The organism is Pseudonocardia sp. OZ21 (assembly GCF_059359135.1).
Genome location: NZ_JCADBN010000001.1, coordinates 319,904 through 341,772, shown reverse-complemented (window position 1 = coordinate 341,772; position 21,869 = coordinate 319,904). Strand labels below are relative to the sequence as shown.

General features: G+C 75.0%; 18 protein-coding genes, 1 pseudogene and 2 riboswitches. Of the genes and pseudogenes, 15 read left to right on the top strand and 4 right to left on the bottom strand.

The features are described 5' to 3' along the window. Positions 1-52 precede the first annotated feature (52 nt). From AC5L35_RS01690 to AC5L35_RS01680, 3 genes and pseudogenes are all read left to right on the top strand, one after another. Entirely contained in the window at positions 53-1,048 is a 996-nt protein-coding gene (locus AC5L35_RS01690; RefSeq protein WP_495057705.1) for a patatin-like phospholipase family protein, read from the top strand. Positions 1,049-1,061: 13 nt separating this feature from the next. Beyond that, the gene (locus tag AC5L35_RS01685) at positions 1,062-1,199 is read left to right on the top strand and encodes a hypothetical protein (protein WP_495057704.1); all 138 of its coding nucleotides are present in this window, start codon (positions 1,062-1,064) and stop codon (positions 1,197-1,199) included. Further along, positions 1,175-1,546: pseudogene (locus AC5L35_RS01680) on the top strand (alpha/beta fold hydrolase); the annotation flags it as partial. The gene AC5L35_RS01685 and the pseudogene AC5L35_RS01680, both read left to right, overlap by 25 nt. A 123-nt stretch (positions 1,547-1,669) precedes the next feature. On the opposite strand, the gene AC5L35_RS01675 reads toward AC5L35_RS01680, so the two are convergent. Together AC5L35_RS01675 and AC5L35_RS01670 are read right to left on the bottom strand one after the other, a co-directional pair. Continuing rightward, on the bottom strand, positions 1,670-2,704 hold the full coding sequence (locus AC5L35_RS01675; protein WP_495057703.1) for an NADPH:quinone reductase: 1,035 nt from the start codon (positions 2,702-2,704) through the stop codon (positions 1,670-1,672). Positions 2,705-2,905: 201 nt separating this feature from the next. Then, positions 2,906-4,129, bottom strand: coding sequence for an FAD-dependent monooxygenase (locus tag AC5L35_RS01670; protein WP_495057702.1), 1,224 nt, complete (start codon positions 4,127-4,129; stop codon positions 2,906-2,908). A gap of 135 nt (positions 4,130-4,264) precedes the next feature. On the opposite strand from AC5L35_RS01670, the gene AC5L35_RS01665 reads away from it, so the two are divergent. From AC5L35_RS01665 to AC5L35_RS01630, 8 genes are all read left to right on the top strand, one after another. After that, positions 4,265-4,801 carry a TetR/AcrR family transcriptional regulator gene (locus tag AC5L35_RS01665; RefSeq protein WP_495057701.1) on the top strand — a complete coding sequence of 179 codons (537 nt, stop codon included), beginning with the start codon at positions 4,265-4,267 and terminating at the stop codon, positions 4,799-4,801. 135 nt (positions 4,802-4,936) lie between these two features. Next, on the top strand, positions 4,937-5,761 hold the full coding sequence (gene cobM / locus AC5L35_RS01660; protein ID WP_495057700.1) for a precorrin-4 C(11)-methyltransferase: 825 nt from the start codon (positions 4,937-4,939) through the stop codon (positions 5,759-5,761). Further along, on the top strand, positions 5,758-6,957 hold the full coding sequence (gene cbiE, locus AC5L35_RS01655; protein ID WP_495057699.1) for a precorrin-6y C5,15-methyltransferase (decarboxylating) subunit CbiE: 1,200 nt from the start codon (positions 5,758-5,760) through the stop codon (positions 6,955-6,957). Before cobM ends, cbiE begins: the two co-directional genes overlap by 4 nt. Before the next feature lie 28 nt (positions 6,958-6,985). Beyond that, positions 6,986-8,683 (top strand): precorrin-3B C(17)-methyltransferase, encoded by a 1,698-nt coding sequence (cobJ, locus tag AC5L35_RS01650; RefSeq protein WP_495057698.1) that lies wholly within the window; start codon positions 6,986-6,988, stop codon positions 8,681-8,683. A gap of 127 nt (positions 8,684-8,810) precedes the next feature. Beyond that, positions 8,811-8,867: riboswitch (cobalamin riboswitch) on the top strand. 65 nt (positions 8,868-8,932) lie between these two features. Continuing rightward, on the top strand, positions 8,933-9,535 hold the full coding sequence (locus tag AC5L35_RS01645; protein ID WP_495057697.1) for a precorrin-8X methylmutase: 603 nt from the start codon (positions 8,933-8,935) through the stop codon (positions 9,533-9,535). Further along, positions 9,532-10,449, top strand: a complete 918-nt coding sequence (locus AC5L35_RS01640; protein WP_495057696.1) for a sirohydrochlorin chelatase — start codon at positions 9,532-9,534, stop codon at positions 10,447-10,449. Before AC5L35_RS01645 ends, AC5L35_RS01640 begins: the two co-directional genes overlap by 4 nt. Next, positions 10,446-11,666 carry a uroporphyrinogen-III C-methyltransferase gene (gene cobA / locus AC5L35_RS01635; RefSeq protein ID WP_495057695.1) on the top strand — a complete coding sequence of 407 codons (1,221 nt, stop codon included), beginning with the start codon at positions 10,446-10,448 and terminating at the stop codon, positions 11,664-11,666. The genes AC5L35_RS01640 and cobA overlap by 4 nt, the downstream gene beginning before the upstream one ends. A gap of 14 nt (positions 11,667-11,680) precedes the next feature. After that, positions 11,681-12,235 carry a cyclodeaminase/cyclohydrolase family protein gene (locus AC5L35_RS01630; RefSeq protein WP_495057694.1) on the top strand — a complete coding sequence of 185 codons (555 nt, stop codon included), beginning with the start codon at positions 11,681-11,683 and terminating at the stop codon, positions 12,233-12,235. A gap of 10 nt (positions 12,236-12,245) precedes the next feature. On the opposite strand, the gene AC5L35_RS01625 is transcribed toward AC5L35_RS01630, so the two are convergent. Next, positions 12,246-13,793 carry a serine/threonine-protein kinase gene (locus AC5L35_RS01625; protein ID WP_495057693.1) on the bottom strand — a complete coding sequence of 516 codons (1,548 nt, stop codon included), beginning with the start codon at positions 13,791-13,793 and terminating at the stop codon, positions 12,246-12,248. Between the two features lie 88 nt (positions 13,794-13,881). Next, positions 13,882-14,001: riboswitch (cobalamin riboswitch) on the top strand. Positions 14,002-14,034: 33 nt separating this feature from the next. Here AC5L35_RS01625 and cobN point away from each other — a divergent pair. From cobN to AC5L35_RS01605, 4 genes are all read left to right on the top strand, one after another. Beyond that, positions 14,035-17,823 carry a cobaltochelatase subunit CobN gene (gene cobN, locus AC5L35_RS01620; RefSeq protein ID WP_495057692.1) on the top strand — a complete coding sequence of 1,263 codons (3,789 nt, stop codon included), beginning with the start codon at positions 14,035-14,037 and terminating at the stop codon, positions 17,821-17,823. After that, the gene (gene cobI, locus AC5L35_RS01615) at positions 17,823-18,560 is read left to right on the top strand and encodes a precorrin-2 C(20)-methyltransferase (protein ID WP_495057691.1); all 738 of its coding nucleotides are present in this window, start codon (positions 17,823-17,825) and stop codon (positions 18,558-18,560) included. The genes cobN and cobI overlap by 1 nt, the downstream gene beginning before the upstream one ends. A 7-nt stretch (positions 18,561-18,567) precedes the next feature. Beyond that, positions 18,568-20,319 (top strand): nicotinate-nucleotide--dimethylbenzimidazole phosphoribosyltransferase, encoded by a 1,752-nt coding sequence (gene cobT / locus AC5L35_RS01610; protein ID WP_495057690.1) that lies wholly within the window; start codon positions 18,568-18,570, stop codon positions 20,317-20,319. A gap of 166 nt (positions 20,320-20,485) precedes the next feature. Next, a complete protein-coding gene (locus tag AC5L35_RS01605) occupies positions 20,486-21,127 on the top strand; it encodes a hypothetical protein (RefSeq protein ID WP_495057689.1) in 642 nt (213 codons plus the stop codon). 5 nt (positions 21,128-21,132) lie between these two features. Here AC5L35_RS01605 and AC5L35_RS01600 read toward each other — a convergent pair whose 3' ends face one another. Next, on the bottom strand, positions 21,133-21,861 hold the full coding sequence (locus tag AC5L35_RS01600; protein WP_495057688.1) for a DUF998 domain-containing protein: 729 nt from the start codon (positions 21,859-21,861) through the stop codon (positions 21,133-21,135). Positions 21,862-21,869: the final 8 nt, after the last annotated feature.

Sequence of the window (21,869 nt, the reverse complement as noted above, 5' to 3'; positions counted from 1 at the left end):
CACCATGCCGGACCGCCGGAGCACACGTACCGCGTCACGACGAGCGCCGAGGGTGGGGCTGGTACTCGGTGCCGGTGGCATCCTCGGCTCGGCCTGGATGGTCGGAGCGCTGACGGCGCTGGCGGCCCGGCTGGACCGCCCGCTGGGTGAGGTCGATCTCGTCATCGGCACCAGCGCGGGCAGCGTGCTCGCCGCGGCGCTGCGCTGCGGCATGGACGTGCCGGAGCTGCTGGCCCACCAGCGCGGAGTCGACCCGGCCGACTCGGCGGACCGGCGGCCGGAGGACCTGCCCGAGATGCAGGCGATCGACCGCGAGTCCGGCGAGGGGTTCCCGCCGCTCCCACTGCCGCTGCTCGGTTCCCCGCGGCTGCTGGTCACCGCCGCGACCCCGCCGTGGCGGATGAACCCGATGATCGCGGCGTCCGGGCTGCTGCCCAGGGGCCGGGGCCGGATGGGGTCGCTCGTCCGGATGGTCGACGTGCTCCAGGCCCGGATCGGGATCACCGCCGACGGCTGGGTGCCCGGCGCGCCGCTGTGGGTGGTCGCCGTCGACTACGACAGCGGCAGGCGGGTCGTCTTCGGCCGCCCCGGAGCGCCGCCGTCCTCGGTGTCCGACGCGGTGCTGGCCTCCTGCTCGATCCCCGGCTGGTTCGCGCCCCGGACGATCGGCGGGCGCCGGTACGTCGACGGTGGGGTGGCCTCGTCGACGTCGCTGGCGCTGCTCGCCCGGCCCGGCGCGCCGGAGCTCGACGAGGTGTACGTGCTCGCCCCGCTGGCCAGCCACGAGTACGACCGGTCCCTCGACCCGATCGCCGGCGTGGAGCGCGGGGTCCGGCGGTTGATCACGCGCTGGCTCGACGCGGAGGTCGAGGCGGTGCGCGCCACCGGCGCCCGCGTCACCGTCCTGCTGCCGGGGGCGGCCGACCTGCTGGCCATGGGCGGCAACCTGATGAACCCGCGGCGCCGGGAGCAGGTGCTCGACACGGCGCTGACCACCGCGTCCGAGACCCTGGCCGGAGCGCTCGACAGCGGCCGGAGCGCGGCGTGACCGGGACGGCGGTATGACCGGGACGGCGGCGCGCGCCAGGAACGGCGACGTCGAACTGGCCTTCGAGCGGCTCGGTCCCGACGGTGGCGAGCCGCTGCTGCTGATCATGGGTCTGGGGATGCAGATGCGCTTCTGGCCCAGCGGGTGGTGAGCACCTTCCGGGTCATCGGCTCGCCGGGCCACCCCCTCGACGAGGACTGGCTGCGGCACTACGGCAGGCGCGCGTTCGTGCGCGGCGGCGGCGACCCCACCGGCTCCCGCCGCCAGTTCGCGGCGATCACCGCGTCGCCGAGCAGGGCGGCGGGGCTGCGCCGGGTGCGCGTGCCCGCGCTGGTGGTGCACGGCGAGGCCGACCCGCTCGTCCGCCCGGTTGCCGGGCGCGCGACGGCGGCGGCCGTGCCGGGGTCGCGGCTCGTCACCTATCCCGGGATGGGCCACAGCCTGCCCCGCGAGCTGTGGTCGTCGCTCGTGGCGGAGGTGTCCGCCCTGGCCCGCTGAGCGCGAGCCTCCACCCCGGCCCCCCAAGCCGGCGTGGGCACCCCCAGGCTCAGGAAAGCCACTTTCAGGCCCTCTCCGGGCAGCAAAGTGGCTTTCCTGAACCACCAGGCGGGCCGGCCGGCGTCACTCCGGCCCGTCGGCGACACGGATGAGGACCTTGCCCGCGGTTCCCTCCTCCACGGCCCGGTGAGCCTCGGCAGCCTGCTCGAGAGCGAAGTGGTGCAGTGGGAGGCCCGCTGCCTCCCCGACGGGGAGGGCACCGTCGGCGATCGCGGCGTTGATGTCCTCGGCGGCGCCGGCCATGGTGTCCCACCCCACGGTGTAGAGCAGGACGAACTGGTAGCGGGTGTTGAGTCCCATGTTCCTGCGGATGTCGACGGTGAAGGGCACGTCGCCGTTGTTCGCGTAGACCGAGATCGTCCCGCGCGGACGCAGGACCTGGAGATCCAGGTCGGCGTTGCTGCCGATCGAGACCTCGACGACGAGGTCGACGCCGTCGGGCGCGATGCCGCGGATCTGCGCTGCCGCGTCGGCGTCCCGGTAGTTGACGACGTGGTGCGCGCCCGCCGCTGTCGCGGATGCCGCCTTCGCGGCGCTGCTGACGGTGGTGATCACGGTGGCACCTGCCCACCGGGCGAGCTGGATCGCCGCGTGGCCGACGGCGCCCGCACCGCCTGCGACCAGCACCACCTTGCCGTCGAGAGCGCCCGGGTGCAGGCGCGCCGGTCCGTCCTCCGCCACCGTGAGAGCGCGATGGGCGGTGATGGCGGGGATACCGATGCCGGCGCCCAGGTCGAACCCGGCGCCGGCGGGCAACGGGAAGACGCGCTCGGCCGGCACGACCGTGTACTCCTGCGCGGTACCGCTGGTGGGGCGCTCGTGTGCGGCGAGCACGACCCAGACGCGATCACCGACCGCGACATGGTGCACGCCCTGACCGACGGCGTCGACGAGCCCGGCTCCGTCCTGGTTGGGCACGCGCTCGACCGGATCGGGCTCGCTTCCGTAGGCGCCGGTGCGGGACTTGTAGTCCGTCGGGTTGACTCCCGACACCACGACCTTGATCCGCACCTCTCCTTCGCCGGGCTCGGGCGTCTCGCGTTCGACGAGACGGAGTACGGATGCGTCGCCGGGCTGGTCGTGGACGATTGCTCTCATGTGTCGACCCTCTCAGGGGATCGGCGAAGGGCCGGGGTGACCGCGTTCACGCCCGCCGGTCAGGTGGGTGACAGCGCGGTCCTTACCCTCGATGAGGTCGTCGCCGAGAGCGTAGGTCGTGAACTTGACGACACTGACGAGAATTCCCGGCGATCCGCGCCCCGATCGATGACCACAGTTCGCGGGGCCGCCCCGGTGCGCTCAGCCCCGGCTCTCCTCACTGGCCACCAGTGGCGGGTAGTCCCGGAGCGCGAGCCCGCCGGCCGCCCGTGCCATCCGGGCCGCCACCAGCCGCTTCGCCGGCCCGAGCAACGGCAGCAACGAGACGATCCGGTCGCGCAGCCAGATCCGGGTGCGCGACCCGGGGATCAGGGCCGCGCCACCCGTGCGCGCCACCGCCTGGTTGCGCTCGACGAACCCGCGCAACGCCCGCTCGTAGGCCGGGAAGGCCACCCGCTGGTCACCCCCGGCCGCGGCCAGCTCACCGGCCAGCACGTACGCCCCCACGAGGGCGAGGGTCGTGCCCTGGCCGGACAGCAGCGCCGGTGCGTAGGCGGCGTCGCCGACCAGCGCGACCCGGCCGGCCGTCCACCGGGGCATGCGGATCTGGCTGACCGAGTCGAAGAAGAGGTCGTCCGCCTCGCGCATGGCGGCGAGCAGCCGCGGCACCTCCCAGCCCGCGCCGGCGAAGGCCTGCGCCACGAGATCCCGCTGCTGGTCCAGGTCGGTGTGGTCGAAGCGCAGTACCGGGGAGGCGAACGCCAGCATCGCGGTGGGGCGGTCCTGCCCGCCGACGGCGTACCAGCCGGCCACCCGGCCCGGGCTGTTGTGCATCAGCACCTCGCGGTCGAGCCCGCGGCCGTCGTCGAGGGAGAACCCGGCGAAGTAGTAGCCGAGGTCGTGCCGGAACTCCCGCTCCGGACCGAAGGCGATGCTCCGCACGTTCGAGTGCAGGCCGTCGGCGCCGACCACCAGGTCGACGGTGCGCGGGCGGCCGCGACGGAACGTCACGTGCGCGCCGTCGTCGTCCTGCTCGATCGCGGTGATCGTGTCGTCGAACACGTACTCGACGTCGTCGCGGGAGTGCTCGTAGAGCACCTGCGTGAGCGCGCCGCGCGGCACCTCGAGATCGCGCCCCGCAGGGCTGCCGACGATCTCGTCCGGCCGGACGCGGCCGGTGACGCGCCCCCGGGCGTCCACGAAGGTGACCCGCTGCGTGTCCACGTGTGCCGCGCGCAGTTGCGGCAGCACACCCATCCGCTCGACCACGTCGACCGCGGAGGCGCGGATGTCGATCGGGTAGCCGCCGCGACGGGGCCACGGCGCCCGCTCGACGACGATTGGCCGGAAGCCGTGGTGGCGGAGCCAGTACGCCAGTGCCGGTCCGGCGATGCTCGAACCCGAGATCAGAACGGTGGGGGTCACGAGTGCCTCCGCGATGCCGGTGAAACCTACCTGTCGCACGGTAAGCTACAAACTTACCGGGCGGCAAGTAGCTAACCGGGCGACAGGCAGGGAGCTACGCTCGCGACGTACCGGGCCAGGGGAGGAGTTCGTTCCGTGCCGAGACGCAGCGCCGACACCCGTGCCGAGATCCGGGAGGTCGCCACGGAGCTGTTCGCCGCCCAGGGGATCGAGCAGACGAGCCTGCGTGAGATCGCCGAGCGTCTCGACATCACCAAGGCGGCGCTCTACTACCACTTCCCGTCGAAGGACGAGCTGATCGCCGAGCTCGTCCGGCCGATGGTCGCCGACCTCGAGGCGTTCCATACCGACGTCACGAGCGTGGCTCCCGGCGATCTCCGCTCCCTGCTGCAGCGCTACCTCGACCTGTGCCACCGGCACCGCCTGCTCTTCCAAGGGCTGCTGCGCGACATCGCCGTCCTCGGCCGGCTCGACGTGCTCAGCACCGTGCTCGAGAAGCGCGCCGAGGTGGACCGGGTACTGGTGGGCGGCGACGCCCCGGCCGACCGGGTGCGGGCGGTGATCGCCCTGGGCGGCCTGCAGGACTGCGTGGTGCTGATGTCCGACGAGCCCCTGGAGTCCTACCGCGAAGCGGCAGTGGACTCCGCGCTGAGAGCACTCCGCCCGGCCTAGCCGCGCTCACCGAAGTTCAGGAAAGCCACTTTCAGGCCCTCTCCGGGCAGCAAAGTGGCTTTCCTGAACCACGGGGGCCGCGGCGGGGGCGGGGCGCGTTTACTTCGCTCCGGCCCGACGCTCAGACTGTCCGGCGTGGATCGCGGGAGAGTGTCCTTCATCGGGGCCGGGCCGGGTGCGGCCGACCTGATCACGCTGCGTGGTGCGCGGCGGATCGCCGAGGCCGACGTGGTGATCTGGGCCGCGAGCCTCGTGATGGAGGAGTGCGTCACCGAGCACGCCCGTGCGGACGCCGAGCTCGTCGACTCCTCGGCGATCGCCCACGAGGACGTGCTCGCGCTCTACCGCCGCGCCGCGGCCGACGGGCTGAAGGTCGCCCGCGTGCACTCCGGCGACCCGTCGCTGTGGGGCGCAGTGCAGGAGCAGTACGACGCGGCGGAGGAACTCGGCCTCGACGTCGAGATCGTGCCGGGGGTCTCCGCGTTCGGGGCCGCCGCCGCCGTCGCCGGGCGGGAGCTGACGATCCCCGAGGTCGCGCAGTCGGTGGTGCTCACCCGGCTCGAGGGCGGCAAGACGCCGATGCCGGAGCGGGAGAAGCTGCGCGAGTTCGCTCGCCACGGCACCACGATGGCGATCTTCCTGTCCGCCGCCCGCACCGCCCAGATGGTCGACGAGCTGCGCGCGGGCGGCTACCCGGTCGACACGCCCGTCGTGGTCGCCTACCGCACCAGCTGGCCCGACGAGCTGACGCTGCGCTGCCGGCTCGACGAGGTGGAGGCCGTCTGCAAGGAGCGCAAGCTGTGGCGGCAGACGTTGTTCCTGGTGGGTCCCGCACTCGGCGCGACGGGGCGGCGCAGCCACCTGTACCACCCCGGCCACTTCCACACCTTCCGCAAGCCGGACGCCGCGGCGCGCCGTGAGCTGCGCGCGGCCCGGGCGGCCGGGCGCCCCGCTCCGTGACCCTCACCGTCATCGGGCTCGACGGCGCCCCGCTCCCGCCGGGCGCGGCCGCGGCGCTCGCGGAGGCCGAGATCGTGGTCGGGGCGCCTCGGCACCTGGCGGCAGCGCCGGTGCCGGATGCCGCCGAGCGCGTCGAGCTGGGCCCGGTCGAGCCCGCACTGGCGAAGCTCGCCGGTCGCCGGGCCGTGCTGCTGGCCAGCGGTGACCCGGGGTTCTTCGGGATCGTGCGGCTGCTGCGCGAGCGAGGTCACGAGCCCGTCGTGCTGCCCGCCCGGTCGAGCGTGCAGCTGCTCTTCGCCCGCATCGGCCGCTCCTGGGACGACGTGGCCGTGGTGAGCGCGCACGGGCGTGCCCTCGGCCCGGCGGTCAACGTCTGCCGGGCCCGCGGGGCCACGGCCGTCCTCACCGGGCCGGGTGCCGGGCCTGCCGAGATCGGCGCCGCCCTCGACGGCTGGCCGCGCACGCTCGTCGTGGCCGAGGACCTGGGCGGTCCGGGGGAGCGGGTGACCACCCTGGCGGCTGCCGAGGCCGCCACCCGCGCGTGGCATCCGCTCAGCGTGGTGCTGTGCCTGCGCTCCACCGACGCACCGGACGTTCCCGCCCGCGGCTGGTTCGCCGGTGGTGAGCCCGCGCCGCCGCCCGGCGGGTGGGCGCTGCCCGACACCGCCTTCGAGCACCGCGCCGGGATGGTCACGAAGGCCGAGGTCCGGGCCGTCGCGCTCGCCCGGCTCGCCCCGCGCCCCGGCACGCTCGTCTGGGACGTCGGCGCCGGGTCGGGCTCGGTGGCCGTCGAGTGCGCCCGCCTCGGCGCGGCGGCGCTCGCGGTGGAACGCCGGGACGACGACGCCGCACGGGTCCGGGCCAACGCCGCCGCCCACGGCGTCGAGGTGCGGGTCGTGGCCGGAGCGGCGCCTGCCGCGCTGGCCGGGCTGCCGCGCCCGGACGCCGTGTTCGTGGGTGGTGGGGGCCCCGAGGTGGTTGCCGCCGCCGCGGCGGCGGGGCCGGAGCGGATCGTCGTGGCGCTCGCCGCGCTGGACCGGATCGCCCCGACCCGCGCCGTGCTCCTGGCCGCCGGCTATGCGGCCGGTGGCACGCAGATCGCCGCGAGCCGGCTCGCCGAGCTGCCCGACGGCTCGGTGCGGCTCGCGGCCACCAACCCGATCACGCTCGTCTGGGGAGAGGTGCAGGACCGATGACCGACGCTCCGCTCGGTGGGTACGCCGCATGAGCATCGCGCTGTTCGCCGTGACCGAGGCAGGCAGGCGGGCCGCCGCCGAGGTGGCGGGCCCGCTCGGCGCCACCCCGCACGGACTGGCCGAGCTGGCGCAGCTGTGGCCGCGCCTCGACGGGGCCGTGTTCTTCCTCGCCACCGGCGCGACCGTGCGGCTGATCGCCCCGCTGCTGGCCGACAAGCGCACCGACCCCGGCGTGGTCTGCGTGGACGAGGGCCGTCGGTTCGCCGTGGCACTCGCCGGCGGTCACGAGGGCGGGGCCAACGCCCTCGCCACGCGGGTCGGGGCGGTGCTCGGCGCCGAACCGGTGATCACCACCGCGTCCGACGCGGCGGGGAGCACGGGCCTCGACGAGCTGGTGGCGCTGCTCGGTGCCGCGGTCGACGGGGACCTCGCCGCCGCCGGCACGGCGCTGCTGGACGGCGCCGCGCACGTGGAGAACCCGCTGGGCTTCCCGCTGCCCCCGATGCCGCCCGGCACCGGGGAGCCCCGGCACCGGATCGTGATCACCGACCGCCTGCCGCGGGTCCCCGAGACTGCAGCGGGCGTCACGCGGCTCGTGCCGCCCACGCTCGTGGTCGGGATCGGCAGCGCCCGCGGGGTCCCGCCCGAGGCGGTCCGAGCGACCCTGCACCGGCTGGAGACCGGCAACCGAGTCGACCTGCGAGCCGTCCGCGCCTACGCGAGCGTCGACCTCAAGGCGGGCGAGGCGGGCATCCTCGCCGCGATCGCGCCGGCCGAGCTGCTCACCTACCCGGCCGCGGTGCTGGCCGCGGTCGACGTGCCGAACCCCAGCGAGGTGGTGCGCGCCGAGGTCGGTACGGCCAGCGTCGCGGAGGCGGCAGCGCTGCACGCCGCGGCCGAGCTGGGCGGCGGTGCACCGGTCGAGCTGGTCGTCGAGAAGATCAAGGGCGACAACGTGACGGTCGCGGCCGCGCGGATCCGCCCCCGGGGCCGGCTGGCGATCGTCGGGCTCGGGCCCGGTGCCGCCGACCTCCGCGTGCCCCGGGCCGACGCTGAGCTGCGGCGCGCGTCGATCGTGGTGGGGCTCGACCAGTACGTCGACCAGGTGCGGCACCTGCTGCGGCCGGGCACCGAGATCCGGGCCAGCGGCCTCGGCGACGAGGAGCAGCGCGCCGCCGACGCCGTCGCCCTCGCCGCGAAGGGGCACGCCGTGGCGCTGATCGGCTCCGGCGACGCCGGGGTCTACGCGATGGCGAGCCCCGCGTTGCAGGGCGCCGGAGCCGACATCGACGTGGTCGGGGTGCCGGGTGTGACCGCGGCGCTCGCCGCCGCGTCGCTGCTCGGGGCGCCGCTCGGCCACGACCACGTGCTGATCTCGCTGTCGGACCTGCACACCCCGTGGCCGGTTATCGAGCAGCGGGTGGCGGCCGCCGCGTCCGCCGACCTCGTCACGTGCTTCTACAACCCGCGCAGCCGCGACCGGCACTGGCAGCTCGGCGCCGCGCTGGACGCGTTCCGGGCCCACCGCCCCCCGACGACACCCGTGGGCGCGGTGCGGCAGGCGGGCCGGCCGGGGCAGCGGGTGTGGACGGCCGCCCTGGCCGACTTCGACCCGGCGGAGGTGGACATGCTCACCACGGTGGTGGTCGGCTCGTCGGCGACGAGGATGGTGGCGGGCCGCATGGTGACCCCCCGCGGCTACCGCTGGACGACCCCCCACCCGTGAGGGCCCCAGGAGCGCCCCCGGCAAAGTTCAGGAAAGCCACTTTCCTGCCCTCTGCGGGCAGCATCGTGGCTTTCCTGAACCAGGGGGCCGGGAGCCGCGGGTTATGCTCGGCGCGATCGGCAGCGTGGAACCCGGTGCGATCCCGGGACGGTCCCGCCACTGTGACCCCGGGTGACCCGGGGGAGTCAGACCCCCGCCGCCGACGACCACCGAACCCGTCCGGGCGTGGATACCCGGGGAGGAGACAGCGTGCGCGCCACCGTGCACCCCATCGAGGTGGAGTCGTACGCGATCCTGCGTTCCCGGCTCGACACCTCGGACCTGCCCCCGCTCACCCGCGCGGTGGTGGAGCGGGTGGTCCACACCAGCGCCGACCCGAGCTGGGCGGGCGACCTCGTCTGTGCCGAGGACGCGCTGCGCGCCGGGCGCACGGCGTTGCTCGCCGGGGCGCCACTGGTGACGGACGTGCGCATGGTCGCCGTCGGGGTCACCGCCCGGCCCGCCACGGTGGCCATCGACCTGCCCGGCGTGCGTGAGCTCGCGGCCGCCGAGGGGCTCACCCGGTCGGCAGCGGGGATCCGCGTCGCCGTCGGCGAGCACCCGGCAGGCGCCGTCTGGGCCATCGGCAATGCGCCGACCGCGCTGGCCGAACTGGTGCGCTGCGCCGCTGCGGGCCTGGTCACCATGCCGCTCGTGGTGGGGCTGCCCGTGGGCTTCGTCGGTGCGGTGGCGGCGAAGGCCGCACTGCGCTCGGCGCTGCTGCCCGCGGTGTCCAACCGATCGGAACGGGGCGGGGCGGCCGCCGCGGCCGCCACCGTCAACGCGTTGCTGTACAGCGAGGAGACCGCATGAACGCCCCGCCGGTGCTGCTGGTCGGCCACGGAACGGTCGACGCCACGGGCGTGGCCGAGTTCGTGGCGTTCACCGACCGGGTTCGGCGGGTGCTCGCTGCCGAGGGCGTCGACGTCGACGGCGGGTTCATCGAGCTGTCCCAGCCGACCGTGCACGAGGCCTGGACGGCCCTGTCCGGCCGGGGCCACACCGCGCTGGCGGCGGTGCCGATGGTGCTCGTGGCCGCCGGGCACGCCAAGGGCGACATCCCCGCGGCACTGCAGCGGGAGGTGGTGCGCGACCGGGCCACCAGCTACGTGCTCGGTCGCCCGCTCGGCCCGCACCCCGTGCTCCAGCACCTGCTCGACCAGCGGGTCACCGCGGCGTTGCAGGGCGACCCGGGAGCGGGCACGGCCGTGCTGCTGGTCGGGCGGGGCTCCACCGACCCGGACGCCAACGCGGAGGTCTGCAAGGTCGCGCGGCTGCTGCAGGAGGGCAGGCCGTACGACTTCGTCGAGCCCGCGTTCGTCTCGCTGGCCCGTCCCGACGTCACCGCCGGGCTCGCCCGCTGCCGGGCGCTCGGCGCGCGCCGGGTGGTGGTGGCGCCGTACTTCCTGTTCGACGGAGTGCTGCCGCGCCGGGTCGTCGACCAGGCCACGGCGTTCGGCGCGGAGCACCCGGACGTCGACGTGCGCATCGCGGGCTACCTCGGCGACTGCGACGAGCTGGCCGGGCTCGTCGTCGAGCGCTACCGCGAGGCGCTGCACGGCGACATCAGGATGAACTGCGACACCTGCGCGTACCGGGTGCTGCTGCCCGGGTTCGAGGACAAGCTCGGGGCCGCACAGACCCCGCATCACCACCCCGACGACCCGGCCCACGGCCATGGCCACGGGCACGGCCACGGGCAGGTGGAGGCGGTGGCCGGAGAATGAGGATCGTGGATCCCTATCTGGTGGGACTGGACCTCGGGGGCAGGCGCGTCGTCGTGGTGGGCGGTGGCGCGGTCGCCCAGCGGCGGATCACCGGCCTGCTCGCGGCCGGAGCCGACGTCGAGGTCGTGGCGCCCGAGGTCACCCCGGCGGTCGAGGGCATGGCGACGGCCGGGGAGGTGCGCTGGAGCGCGCGGCCCTACCGCGACGGTGATCTCGAGGCGGCCTGGTACGTGGTCGCGTGCACGGACGCCCCGGCCGTCAACGCGGCGGTGGGCGCCGACGCCGAGGCCCGGCGGATCTTCTGCGTGCGCGCCGACGACGCGCCGGCAGGCAGCGCGGTCACCCCGGCCGTGGGGCATCACGACGGGCTCACCGTCGGGGTGCTCGCCGGCCGCCGTCCCCGGCGCTCGGCGGCGGTCCGCACGGCGCTGGTCGAGGCACTGCAGACCGGCCTGGTCGACGACTCCGCCGAACCGGTGCACCCGGGGGTGGCGCTGATCGGTGGCGGCCCCGGCGACCCGGAGCTGATCACCGTGCGGGGCAGGCGGCTGCTGTCCCGTGCCGACGTCGTCGTCACCGACCGGCTCGGCCCCCGTGACCTGCTCGACACGCTCGCCCCGCACGTCGAGGTGATCGACGCCTCGAAGATCCCCTACGGCCGCGCGATGAACCAGGCCCGGATCAACGAACTGCTCGTGGAGCACGCCAGGGCAGGCCGGTTCGTCGTGCGGCTCAAGGGCGGCGACCCCTACGTCTTCGGCCGCGGCTTCGAGGAGGCGCTCGCCTGCGCCGAGGCCGGCGTGCCCGTCACCGTCGTCCCCGGCGTGACCAGCGCGTTCGCCGCGCCCGCCGTGGCCGACGTCCCGGTGAGCCATCGCGGGGTCGCGCACGAGATCGTCGTGGTGTCGGGACACGTCGCCCCCGGCGACCCGCGCAGCCTCGTCGACTGGCCGGCGCTCGGGCGCCTGCGCGGCACGCTCGTGCTGCTCATGGCGGTCGAGCGGATCGGCGCGTTCTCCACCGCGCTGATCGAGGGTGGTCGCCCCGCGGACACGCCCGTCGCCGTGGTGCAGGACGGGACGATGCGGATCCAGCGCTCACTGCGCGCCACTCTCGCCACGGTGGCCGATGCCGTGCGCGAGCAGCGGATCAGCCCGCCGGCGGTGATCGTGGTGGGACCGGTCGCCGGCCTGGCCCACGAGCCGGTCACCGGCTGAGACGAGGGGAACCCGTGCCGGACGAGGAGTCGCTGCTCGATCTCACCGTGCGTGAGCTGCTCGACGCCGTGGCCGCCCGCACCTCCGCCCCTGGCGGGGGCGGGGCGGCCGCGCTCGCCACCGCGCTGGCCGCCGCGCTCGCCGGGATGGCCTCGCGGTTCGGCGACGGCTCCGCCGCGCAGGAGGCCGACGCCCTGCGCGCCCGTGCCGCCCTGCTCGCCGATGCCGACGCCGCGGCGTACCGGGCGTACCTGGCGGCGGTGCGCCTCCCGCGCGACGACCCCTCCCGCGCCGACGCCGTGACCGCCGCCCGGAGCGACGCCGTCGGCGTCCCCGCGGAGATCGGGGGGATCGCGGGCGCGGTCGCCGACCTGGCCGCCGGGATCGTCCGCGACGGCAACCCGAACCTGCACGGCGACGCGGTGGCGGCGATCCACCTCGCGGCGGCGGCCGCGGCCACCTCCGCCGAGCTGGTGGCGGCCAACACCCCGCCCGACGACGTGCTGGCCAACGCCCGCGTCGTGGCGGCCGCCGCGCGGGCGCGCGCAGCCGAGGTGCAGGGCGGCTGACCGGCAGCGCTCAGCAGGCCTGCGGCGGGGCGATCGTGCGCGCTCCGCGGATCAGCAGGCCAGGGGCCGGGCCCGCCAGGCTGTAGGTGAGCCGCCAGTTCGTGCAGGTCTGGCCGCCCGGGCCAAGCTCGGCGGACTGGGTGCTGGTGAACGTCACGTCCACCTCGAGCCCGTCCGCGTCGTCGTCGCGCACCGCCGTCAGCACGGGGGAGTGGATGACCGTGGTGGCCTGCCCCTTCGCCCACACCTCCAGCCCGCTCCTGGCGATGTCGGAGTCGGGGTGCAGGAGCGCGAACGCGTCGGCGTAGCGGTTCTCGTTGATCCCCGCGACGTACTCGCTGATCACGGTGCGTGCCTCCGCCAGCGCGGGGTGCGCCACCCCCGGCGCGACGTCGACCAGGTCGTCGGGCGGGAGCTCGCCGGCCGACGTGCCGGTCGTGCCCGTGACGGCCGCGGGTTCGCTCGGCGCGGCGCGCACCGCCCGCGGACGGTCGACGAGGTGCAGGAACGCGATCGTTGCGAGCGTGGCCACCAGCACCGCGGCGACCATGGTCACCACCAGCGGACGGCGCCTGCGCCCCGGCGACACCCGCGTGGGCGGCGGCGCGAACTGCGGAGCCGGGGCGGCGGTGACGGAGGGATGCAGCCGCGGGACGTACACCGTCGCGGTGGTGCCGGGTCCGCCGGCGACCGGACCCTCGACGACGGCCCGGGTGACCGGCTGTCCCGTGGCCCGCTGCGCGCCCTGCAGTGCCTCGGCGGCCTCGGCGGCGGAGGCGAACCGGTCGCCCGGCGCCTTCGCCATCAGCCGCTCCACCACCCGGCACACCGCGTCGGGCACCCCTGCCGGGCGCAGGTCGGGGACCGGGTCATGGGCGATCCGCAAGACCGTGGCGACCAGCTCCTCGGTGTCGGTGACGAACGCCGGACGGCCGGTGAGCAGCGCGAACATCGTGGCGCCGAGTCCGTAGAGGTCGGCGGCGGGGGTGGCGTGCCCCTCCAGCAGCCGCTCCGGTGACGCGTAGGCCGCGCTCGCGCGGATCCGGCCGTCGGCCCTGGTCTCGGTGACGCCGGGGAGGCGCGAGATGCCGAAGTCGCCGAGCTTCGGCTCGCCGTAGCGGGAGACGAGCACGTTGGCCGGCTTGAGGTCCAGGTGCAGGATGCCGGCGCGGTGCGCCGTCTCCAGCGCCCCGGCCACCATGACCGCCACGTCCAGCACCTCGGCCCACGGCAACGGCCCGTCCCGGCGGATCCGGTCGGCGAGCGACCCCGCCGACATCAGGTCCATCACGATGTAGGGCTCGCCGCGGGCAGTGGTGCCGCTGCGGTGCACCGTGACGATGTGGGGGTGCCCGGAGAGCGCCCCCATCGCCTGGCACTCGCGGACGAACGCGCGCCGCACACCCTCGCCGTCGAGCCGTTCGTGCAGCACCTTGACGGCGACCCGGCGGCCGAACTCCGGTTCCTCGGCGGCGTAGACGGTGCCGTACCCGCCCTGGCCGACCACCTCGGGACGGGCCAGCCCCGGTATGCCGGGATCCGGCACGTCGGAGATCATCGGCGCAGTCTAGGAGCGCGCTCCTCGGGATGATCGTGCGCACGTCGGCATCCTCACGCCGCGTTGACCCGTGACCTCCCGATGTGTTCCAGTTCTCCGCGACGTCAGTGGAGGAAGCCGGTGTGAGTCCGGCGCGGTCCCGCCACTGTCACCGGGCCGGCACGCGCGGGCCTGGGAGCCAGACACTCGCTGCCGTCGCACCTCCACCAGTAGAGGGCGCGGACCCTCGGAAGGAACGCTGATGACGCGCGCTGCCTCCGCCACCACCGGCCGGGAGGGATCCGCCGCCGACGGGGCGTCGAGCACCGTCCTGCTGCTGTCCACCGCCGACACCGAGTTGCTGGCTGCCCGCAGCTCGGGGGCCCTCTACCGCACGGCCAACCCGGCGCGCGTCGAGCCCGCCGGCCTGGCGCCGCTGCTCGACGGCGTCGACGTCGTCGTGCTCCGGCTCCTCGGCGGGCGCCGCGCCTGGCCGGAGGGGGTCGACGCGCTCGTGGCGTCCGGGCGTCCCGTCGTGCTGCTGGGCGGGGAGGCCGCGCCCGACGCGGAGCTGATGGCCGCATCGACCGTGCCGGCGGGCGTGACGTCGGAGGCGCTGGCCTACCTCGCCGCCGGCGGGCGGGACAACCTGCGCGAGCTGCACCGGTTCCTGTCCGACACGGTGCTGCTGACCGGCGAGGGATTCGCCCCGCCCGCGCCCGCCCCCGACTTCGGGGTGCACGGCGAGCGCGAGCAGGCCGCCGGCCGTCCGACGGTCGCGGTGGTCTTCTACCGGGCGCACGAGCTGTCGGGCAACACCGCGTTCGTCGACACGCTCTGCGACGCGATCGAGGCGCGGGGCGCCAACGCGCTGCCGGTGTTCTGCGGGTCGTTGCGCGGTGTCCCGGCCGGCGGGGCGGACGGCCTGATGGAGCTGCTCGCCCGGGCCGACGCGCTGGTCGCCACCGTCCTCGCCGCGGGCGGCACCCGCGCGAGCGACGCCGTGGCGGGCGGCGAGGAGGACTCCTGGGACGCGGGCGCGCTCGCCGCGCTGGACGTGCCGGTGCTGCAGGGGCTCTGCCTGACCACGTCGCGGGCCACCTGGGCCGACTCCGACGCGGCACTCTCGCCCATGGACGCCGCGATGCAGGTGGCGATCCCGGAGTTCGACGGCCGGCTGATCACGGTGCCGTTCTCGTTCAAGGAGGTCGACGCGGGTGACGACATCCCCGTGTACCGGGCCGACCCGGAGCGCGCGGCCCGGCTGGCCGGGCTCGCCGTCCGCCACGCCCGGCTGCGGGCCACGCCCGTCGCCGAGCGGAAGCTCGCCGTGGTGCTGTCGAGCTACCCGACGAAGCACGCCCGCGTGGGCAACGCGGTCGGGCTGGACACCCCGGCGTCCGCGGTGGTGCTGCTGCGCGCGCTGCGGGACGCCGGCTACGCGGTGGGCGACTTCCCGGAGGACTCCGACCAGCTGATCCACACCCTGATCGCCGCCGGGGGCCACGACGTCGAATGGCTCACGGAGGAACAGCTCGCCGCCGCCCCGTCACGCGTGCGGCTGGAGCACTACCGCCGCTGGTTCGACGCGCTACCGTCCGAGCTGACCGACGGGATCCGCGAGCACTGGGGCGAGCCGCCGGGCTCGCTCTACGTCGACGGAACCGACGTCGTGCTGGCATCTCTGCAGTTCGGGAACGTGGTGCTGATGATCCAGCCGCCGCGCGGGTTCGGGGAGAACCCGGTGGCGATCTACCACGACCCGGACCTGCCGCCGTCACACCACTACCTGGCGGCGTACCGGTGGCTCGACCACGAGTTCGGCGCCGACGCCGTGATCCACCTCGGGAAGCACGGCACGCTGGAGTGGCTGCCCGGCAAGGGGCTCGGGCTGTCGGCCGAGTGCGCCCCGGACGCCGTGCTCGGCGAGCTGCCGCTGGTCTACCCGTTCATCGTCAACGACCCGGGCGAGGGCACGCAGGCCAAGCGCCGCGGGCACGCCGTGGTCGTCGACCATCTGGTGCCGCCGATGGCGCGCGCCGACACCTACGGCGAGATGGCGAAGCTCGAGCAGTTGCTCGACGAGTACGCGACCGTCGCCGCGATGGACCCGGCGAAGCTCCCGGCGCTGCGCGCGCGGATCTGGGAGGTCGTCACCACCGCTCAGCTGCACCACGACCTGCACGTCGACAACGCGCCCGGCGAGCAGGACTTCGACGACTTCGTCCTGCACATCGACGGGTACCTGTGCGAGGTCAAGGACGTCCAGATCCGCGACGGGCTGCACGTGCTGGGTGGGGTGCCTGCCGGTGAGGCGCAGGTCAACCTGGTGCTGTCGATCCTGCGCGCCACGCAGGTCTGGGGCGGGAAGCGGGCGCTCCCCGGCCTCCGCGCGGCACTGGCCGCGTGGGCGGGCCTGGACGAGCAGTCCCTCCTCGCGTCTCCCGGTGAGCGGTTGCAGCAAAGCCACTTTGACGCAACCTCGCTGCATGAAAGTGGCTTTGCTGCAACGGGGGCTGCGGCTGCCACCGGGGGCACTCCCGTGGAGCGGCTCGTCGGGCTCGCCGGGGGGCCGTCGGTCACCGGGGCCGACCTCGTCGACGTCCTCGAGGGCGTCGCCCGCGCGCTGGTCACGGAGGTGCAGGCCCGGGGCTGGAGCGACGCGGCGCAGGTGTGCGCGCAGCTGCTGGGCGAGGAGATCCCGGACGTCGTGGCGGTGCTGGAGTTCGGCTGCGCCGAGGTCGTGCCGCGGCTGAACCGCACCACCGACGAGATCGCCGGCGTGCTGCACGCCCTCGACGGCGGGTACGTGCCCGCCGGTCCGTCGGGCTCGCCGACCCGCGGCCTGGTCAATGTGCTGCCGACCGGCCGGAACTTCTACTCCGTCGACCCCAAGGCGATCCCGTCGCGCTCGGCGTGGGAGATCGGGAGCGCGCTGGCCGACTCGCTCGTCGCCCGGCACCTCGCCGACACCGGCACCTACCCGCAGAGCGTCGGGCTGACGGTGTGGGGGACGTCGGCGATGCGCACCCAGGGCGACGACCTCGCCGAGATCCTCGCGCTGATCGGCTGCCGCCCGGTGTGGGACGAGGCGTCGCGGCGGGTCACCGGCGTCGAGGTCGTGCCGCCTGCGGAGCTCGGGCGCCCGCGGATCGACGTCACGGTGCGGATCTCGGGGTTCTTCCGCGACGCGTTCCCGCACGTCATCACGCTGCTCGACGACGCGTTCGCGATGGTCGCCGAGCTGGATGAGCCGGCCGAGCAGAACTATCTGCGCGCTCACGTCGAGGAGGACGTGGCCACACACGGCGACCGCCGCCGCGCCACGTCCCGGATCTTCGGCTCGAAGCCGGGTGCCTACGGCGCCGGTCTCCTGCCGCTGATCGACGCCCGCAACTGGCGCAGTGATGCCGACCTCGCCGAGGTCTACGCCGTCTGGGGCGGCTACGCCTACGGGCGCGGGCTGGACGGCCGCGAGGCGCGCGCCGACATGGAGCAGTCGTTCCGCCGGATCGCGGTGGCGGCCAAGAACCAGGACACCCGCGAGCACGACATCGTCGACTCCGACGACTACTTCCAGTACCACGGCGGGATGGTCGCGATGGTGCGCGCGCTGACCGGGCGCTCGCCCGCGGCGTACGTGGGCGACTCCGCGGTCACCGACGCCGTGAAGACGCGCACGCTCGCCGAGGAGACAAAACGGGTCTTCCGCGCGAGGGTCGTGAACCCGAAGTGGATCGCAGCCATGCAGCGCCACGGCTACAAGGGCGCGTTCGAGCTCGCCGCCACCGTCGACTACCTGTTCGGCTACGACGCCACCGCCGGTGTGGTCGACGACTGGATGTACGCCCAGCTCGCCGAGAGCTACGTCTTCGACGAGACCAACCGCGACTTCATGCAGCGGTCCAACCCGTGGGCGCTGCGCGGGATCACCGAGCGCCTGCTCGAGGCCGCCGACCGCGGGCTCTGGGCCAAGCCCGACGACGCCGTGCTCGACCGGCTGCGCCAGACCTACCTCGACCTCGAAGGCGACCTGGAAGGCGAGTCGTGATGAACACGCTGGTCGGGGTCGGGGTCGGGCCGGGCGATCCGGAGCTGGTCACCGTGAAGGCGGCGAACCTGCTGGCCAAGGCCGACATCGTGTTCGTGCCCGTCGCCGACTCCGGCGAGACCGGACGCGCCGAGCAGACCGTGCTCTTCTACGCCGAGGCCTGGCGGGTCGAGCGGGTGGTGTTCGCGCTGCACGACCGCGAGCACACGCAGCGCCGGGAGCAGGCCTGGGACGCGGCCGCGGCGCAGGTGGCGCGCTGGTACGCCCGTCACCCTGGCGGCACGGCGGTGTTCGCGACGATCGGCGACCCGTGCGTCTACTCCACGTTCAGCTACCTGGCCGCGTCGGTGCGGTCGGTGGTGGGGGAGCTGTCGGTCGAGCTGGTGCCGGGGATCACCGCGATGCAGGACCTCGCAGCGCGCAGCGGAACGTCGCTGGTGGAGGGCCGGGAGGCGCTCGCCCTGTTCCCGATGACCGCGGGGCCCGAGCGGTTCCGGGAGGCGCTGGCGCGCGGGGACGCCGTGGCCGCCTACAAGTTCGGCCGGATGCTGCCGGAGACGCTCGCCGTCCTGCGCGAGACGGGCCGGATCGACGAGGCGGTGTACGGCGCCGGGCTGGGGCTCGCGGAGGAGGACATCCGCCCCGCCCGCGAGCTGGACCCGCACGAGGCCGGCCCCTACCTCTCCACGCTGGTCGTCCCGCCGAAACGCAACGGCCGCGGCCACGGGCTGCGCTGACGCCGCTGTGGATCCCGACGCGTTCTACGAGGTCGTGCACTCCCGCCGGGACGTGCGCTCGGGGTTCCTGCCCGGCGCCGCCGTCGACGACGCCGTGCTGCGCCGGGTGCTCGGTGCCGCCCACGCCGCGCCCAGCGTGGGTTTCTCCCAGCCGTGGGACTTCCTCGTCGTCCGCGACCGGGCCGTGCGGGAGCGGGTGCAGGCCCACGTCGCCGCCGCCCGGGCCGAGTACGCCGCCACACTGCCCGGCGCACGGGCCGCCGCGTTCCGCGACCTCAAGGTCGAGGCGATCCTGGACGCCGCGCTGAACATCGCCGTCACCTGCGACCCGACCCGCGGTGGGCGGCACACGCTGGGCCGCCACACCCAGCCTCGAATGGCGCCCTACTCGACGGTCGGCGCCGTGCAGAACCTGTGGCTGGCCGCGCGGGCGGAGGGTCTGGGCGTCGGCTGGGTCAGCTTCGGTGACGAGCGCGCGCTGGCCGGCCTGCTCGGCCTGCCGGCCCACCTGGAGCTGGTGGCGTACCTGTGCGTCGGGCCCGTCACGGGCTTCGCGCCCGAGCCGGAGCTCGCCACGGCGGGCTGGGCGCAGCGCAGACCGCTGCAGTGGGCCGTGCACCACGACACGTACGGCCGCCGCGGACTACCCGGGGAGGAACCGATGGACCTGCTCGAGACAGTGGCCGCGATCGTCGCACCGGACTCCGCGGCCCGAGCCGCGGCCGCGGATCGCCTCGACCGGATGACGAAGCCGCGGGGCTCGCTCGGCCGCGTCGAGGACGTCGCCGTGACCCTCGCCGGGATCGCCGGGAGCTGCCCCCCACCGGTACCCGAGCCCGCGGCCGTGGCCGTGTTCGCCGCCGATCATGGCGTGCACGCCCAGGGGGTGTCGCCGTGGCCGCAGGAGGTCACGGCGCAGATGGTGGGCAACTTCGTGGCCGGTGGTGCCGTTGTCAACGCCTTTGCGCGGCGGCTCGGCGCCGAGGTGTGCGTGGTGGACGTGGGGGTGGCCGCGCCACTCGCGACGCCGGACGCCGCGACCGTCCCGGGCCTGCTCCCGCGGCGCATCGCCGACGGCACAGCGGACATGACCGTGGGCCCCGCCCTCACCCGCGAGCAGGCGCAGGCTGCCGTCGAGGTGGGCATCGAGACCGCCCGTGACCTCGTCGCGGCCGGCAACCGGTGCCTCGTCACCGGCGACATGGGCATCGCGAACACCACGGCGGCGGCCGCGCTGATCTGCGCCTTCACCGGATCCGAGCCGGGTGCGGCCACGGGGCGCGGCACCGGCATCGACGACGCGACGCTGGCGCACAAGACGGCGGTGGTGGCCTCGGCGCTCGCCCGGCACGACCCCGACCCGGCCGACCCGGTCGGCGTGCTCGCCGCGTTCGGTGGGCTCGAGCACGCCGCGCTGGCCGGGTTCGTGCTCGGCGCCGCGGCTCTGCGGGTGCCGGTGCTCCTCGACGGGGTGAACGCCGGCGCCGCCGCGCTCGTGGCCGCGGCCCTCGCCCCCGCCGCCACGGGCTACTGCGTCGCCGGGCACCGCTCGGCGGAGCCGGGGCACGCCGTCACCCTCGCCCACCTCGGCCTCGAACCGCTGCTCGACCTCGGGATGCGGCTGGGTGAGGGCAGCGGGGCGCTGCTCGCCCTCCCGCTGCTGCAGGCCGCCGCTCAGGCGCTGCAGGACGTCGCCACCTTCGACGCTGCCGGGGTGGCCGACAAGGAGGGTGCTGTTCAGCGCGCTCCTCGCGCCTGAGCTGTACGGGGCAGGTCCGGCACCCTTCCGCGCGACGTCAGGCACCCGGCCGGCCCCGGCATCGGTGAGTTTCGCGACCCCCCGTAACGCGGGTCCCTGCCGGCTCCGATTCCATCCCCGACCCACCCGACCTGATGACAGGACGCCGGCCGATGGCTTCGCCCGCATGACCGCCCGTTCAGTGCGCACGACGCCCGCTGGTGACTGGTTCCTCCCCGCCGACGGTGGATCGGGCTCCCTGCTCCGGGTGGCCGACGGAGTGGCCGCGGGGGACGTGCGGCGGATCCGTGACCTCGGCGTGGCGGGGCTGCTGCCGATCGGGAACGTCGTCGCCGCCAACGGGCAGGTGTGGCTGCGCACCCCGCAGCCGCCCACGCCCACGCTGGACGACCTACGGAGCGCATCCCTGACCGGACCTGACGCGGTGGCGGTGCTGACCGTCGTCGTCCGGACGGTGGCCGAACTGCACGCGCAGGGCCTCGTCCACGGGCACCTCGACGGCGAGGCCGTGTTCCTCGACCCGGACGGGACTCCGCTCGTGGTGATGATCGACGCCGGGCGCGGCGACCCCGCGCAGGACCTCGACGCGATCGCCGACATCGCGGCGATGCTCGCCGACGTCTGGTGCTCCGGCGACGGCCCGACCGCGGATCTCCTGCGCCGGTGCGGGGCCGTGGCCCGCAGTACCGGGCCGGACGCCGCGCTGGAGGCCCTGCTCCCTGCTTCGCAAGTCTCGGGCGGACCGGCCGCGGTGGGCGCCCCGCCCGCGGCCGGTGATCACCCGGCCGACGTCGCTGTCATCTCCTGACTACGTCAGCAGGGCGGGGCCGCCGCGGTGTCGGCCTGCCACGGGCCCGTGCGGGAGCGGCCGGCCTGCCACGACACCCGCAGCAGATGCACCGCCAGTACCCCGACGACCGCGCCGTGGACGAGCAGCGCCATTCGCTGCAGGAGGCCGCCGGGGTCGACACCGCCGAACACCGACACGAACCCGGGGATCCAGTCGTTCAGCCTGCTCACGACGTACACGACGGCCAGCACCGCCGCTCCTGCCGACAACCGCCGGACGAGCCCGACCACCGGCAGCCACGCCGGGCTCTCCGCCAGCCGGGGGGCCGCCGCGAAGCCGGCGAGGGACAGCAGCGCGAAGATCCCGGCACCGGCGAACTGGTGCACCCACCCGCTGACCGTCAGGATCTGCGGCGAGTCGTCGGTGGGGAAGATCGCCGCCACCAGCAGGCACGCCGTCCACGCGATGAACAGCACCGCCGGGCGACCGGCCAGCCGCACCCCGGCGCGGGCCATGCCGAGCACCACGGCCTGGGTCCCGACGGCGAGGGCCACCACCGCCGAGCCGAGCAGTTCGGCGGCTCCGTCGACGAACTCGTAGAAACTCAGTGGTTGGGAGATCGGGTCGACCTCGTGCCGGTAGGCCACCCCGAGGTAGAACATCAGCACCATGGCACGCCCGGCCGCGAGGATGGCGAGCACCGCGAGCAGCGACGTGCCGATTCCCGGCCACCTCGGGGCGGGTCGCTGCATGGTCCACA

Bases quoted from the DNA above. Each gene is read 5' to 3' on its own strand.
- AC5L35_RS01685 (WP_495057704.1), top strand. From the start codon at position 1,062: ATGACCGGGACGGCGGCGCGCGCCAGGAACGGCGACGTCGAACTGGCC.
- AC5L35_RS01675 (WP_495057703.1), bottom strand. From the start codon at position 2,704: ATGAGAGCAATCGTCCACGACCAGCCCGGCGACGCATCCGTACTCCGT.
- cobJ (WP_495057698.1), top strand. From the start codon at position 6,986: ATGAGCATCGCGCTGTTCGCCGTGACCGAGGCAGGCAGGCGGGCCGCC.
- AC5L35_RS01640 (WP_495057696.1), top strand. From the start codon at position 9,532: ATGAACGCCCCGCCGGTGCTGCTGGTCGGCCACGGAACGGTCGACGCC.
- cobA (WP_495057695.1), top strand. From the start codon at position 10,446: ATGAGGATCGTGGATCCCTATCTGGTGGGACTGGACCTCGGGGGCAGG.
- AC5L35_RS01625 (WP_495057693.1), bottom strand. From the start codon at position 13,793: ATGATCTCCGACGTGCCGGATCCCGGCATACCGGGGCTGGCCCGTCCC.
- cobN (WP_495057692.1), top strand. From the start codon at position 14,035: ATGACGCGCGCTGCCTCCGCCACCACCGGCCGGGAGGGATCCGCCGCC.
- cobI (WP_495057691.1), top strand. From the start codon at position 17,823: ATGAACACGCTGGTCGGGGTCGGGGTCGGGCCGGGCGATCCGGAGCTG.
- AC5L35_RS01605 (WP_495057689.1), top strand. From the start codon at position 20,486: ATGACCGCCCGTTCAGTGCGCACGACGCCCGCTGGTGACTGGTTCCTC.
- AC5L35_RS01600 (WP_495057688.1), bottom strand. From the start codon at position 21,861: ATGCAGCGACCCGCCCCGAGGTGGCCGGGAATCGGCACGTCGCTGCTC.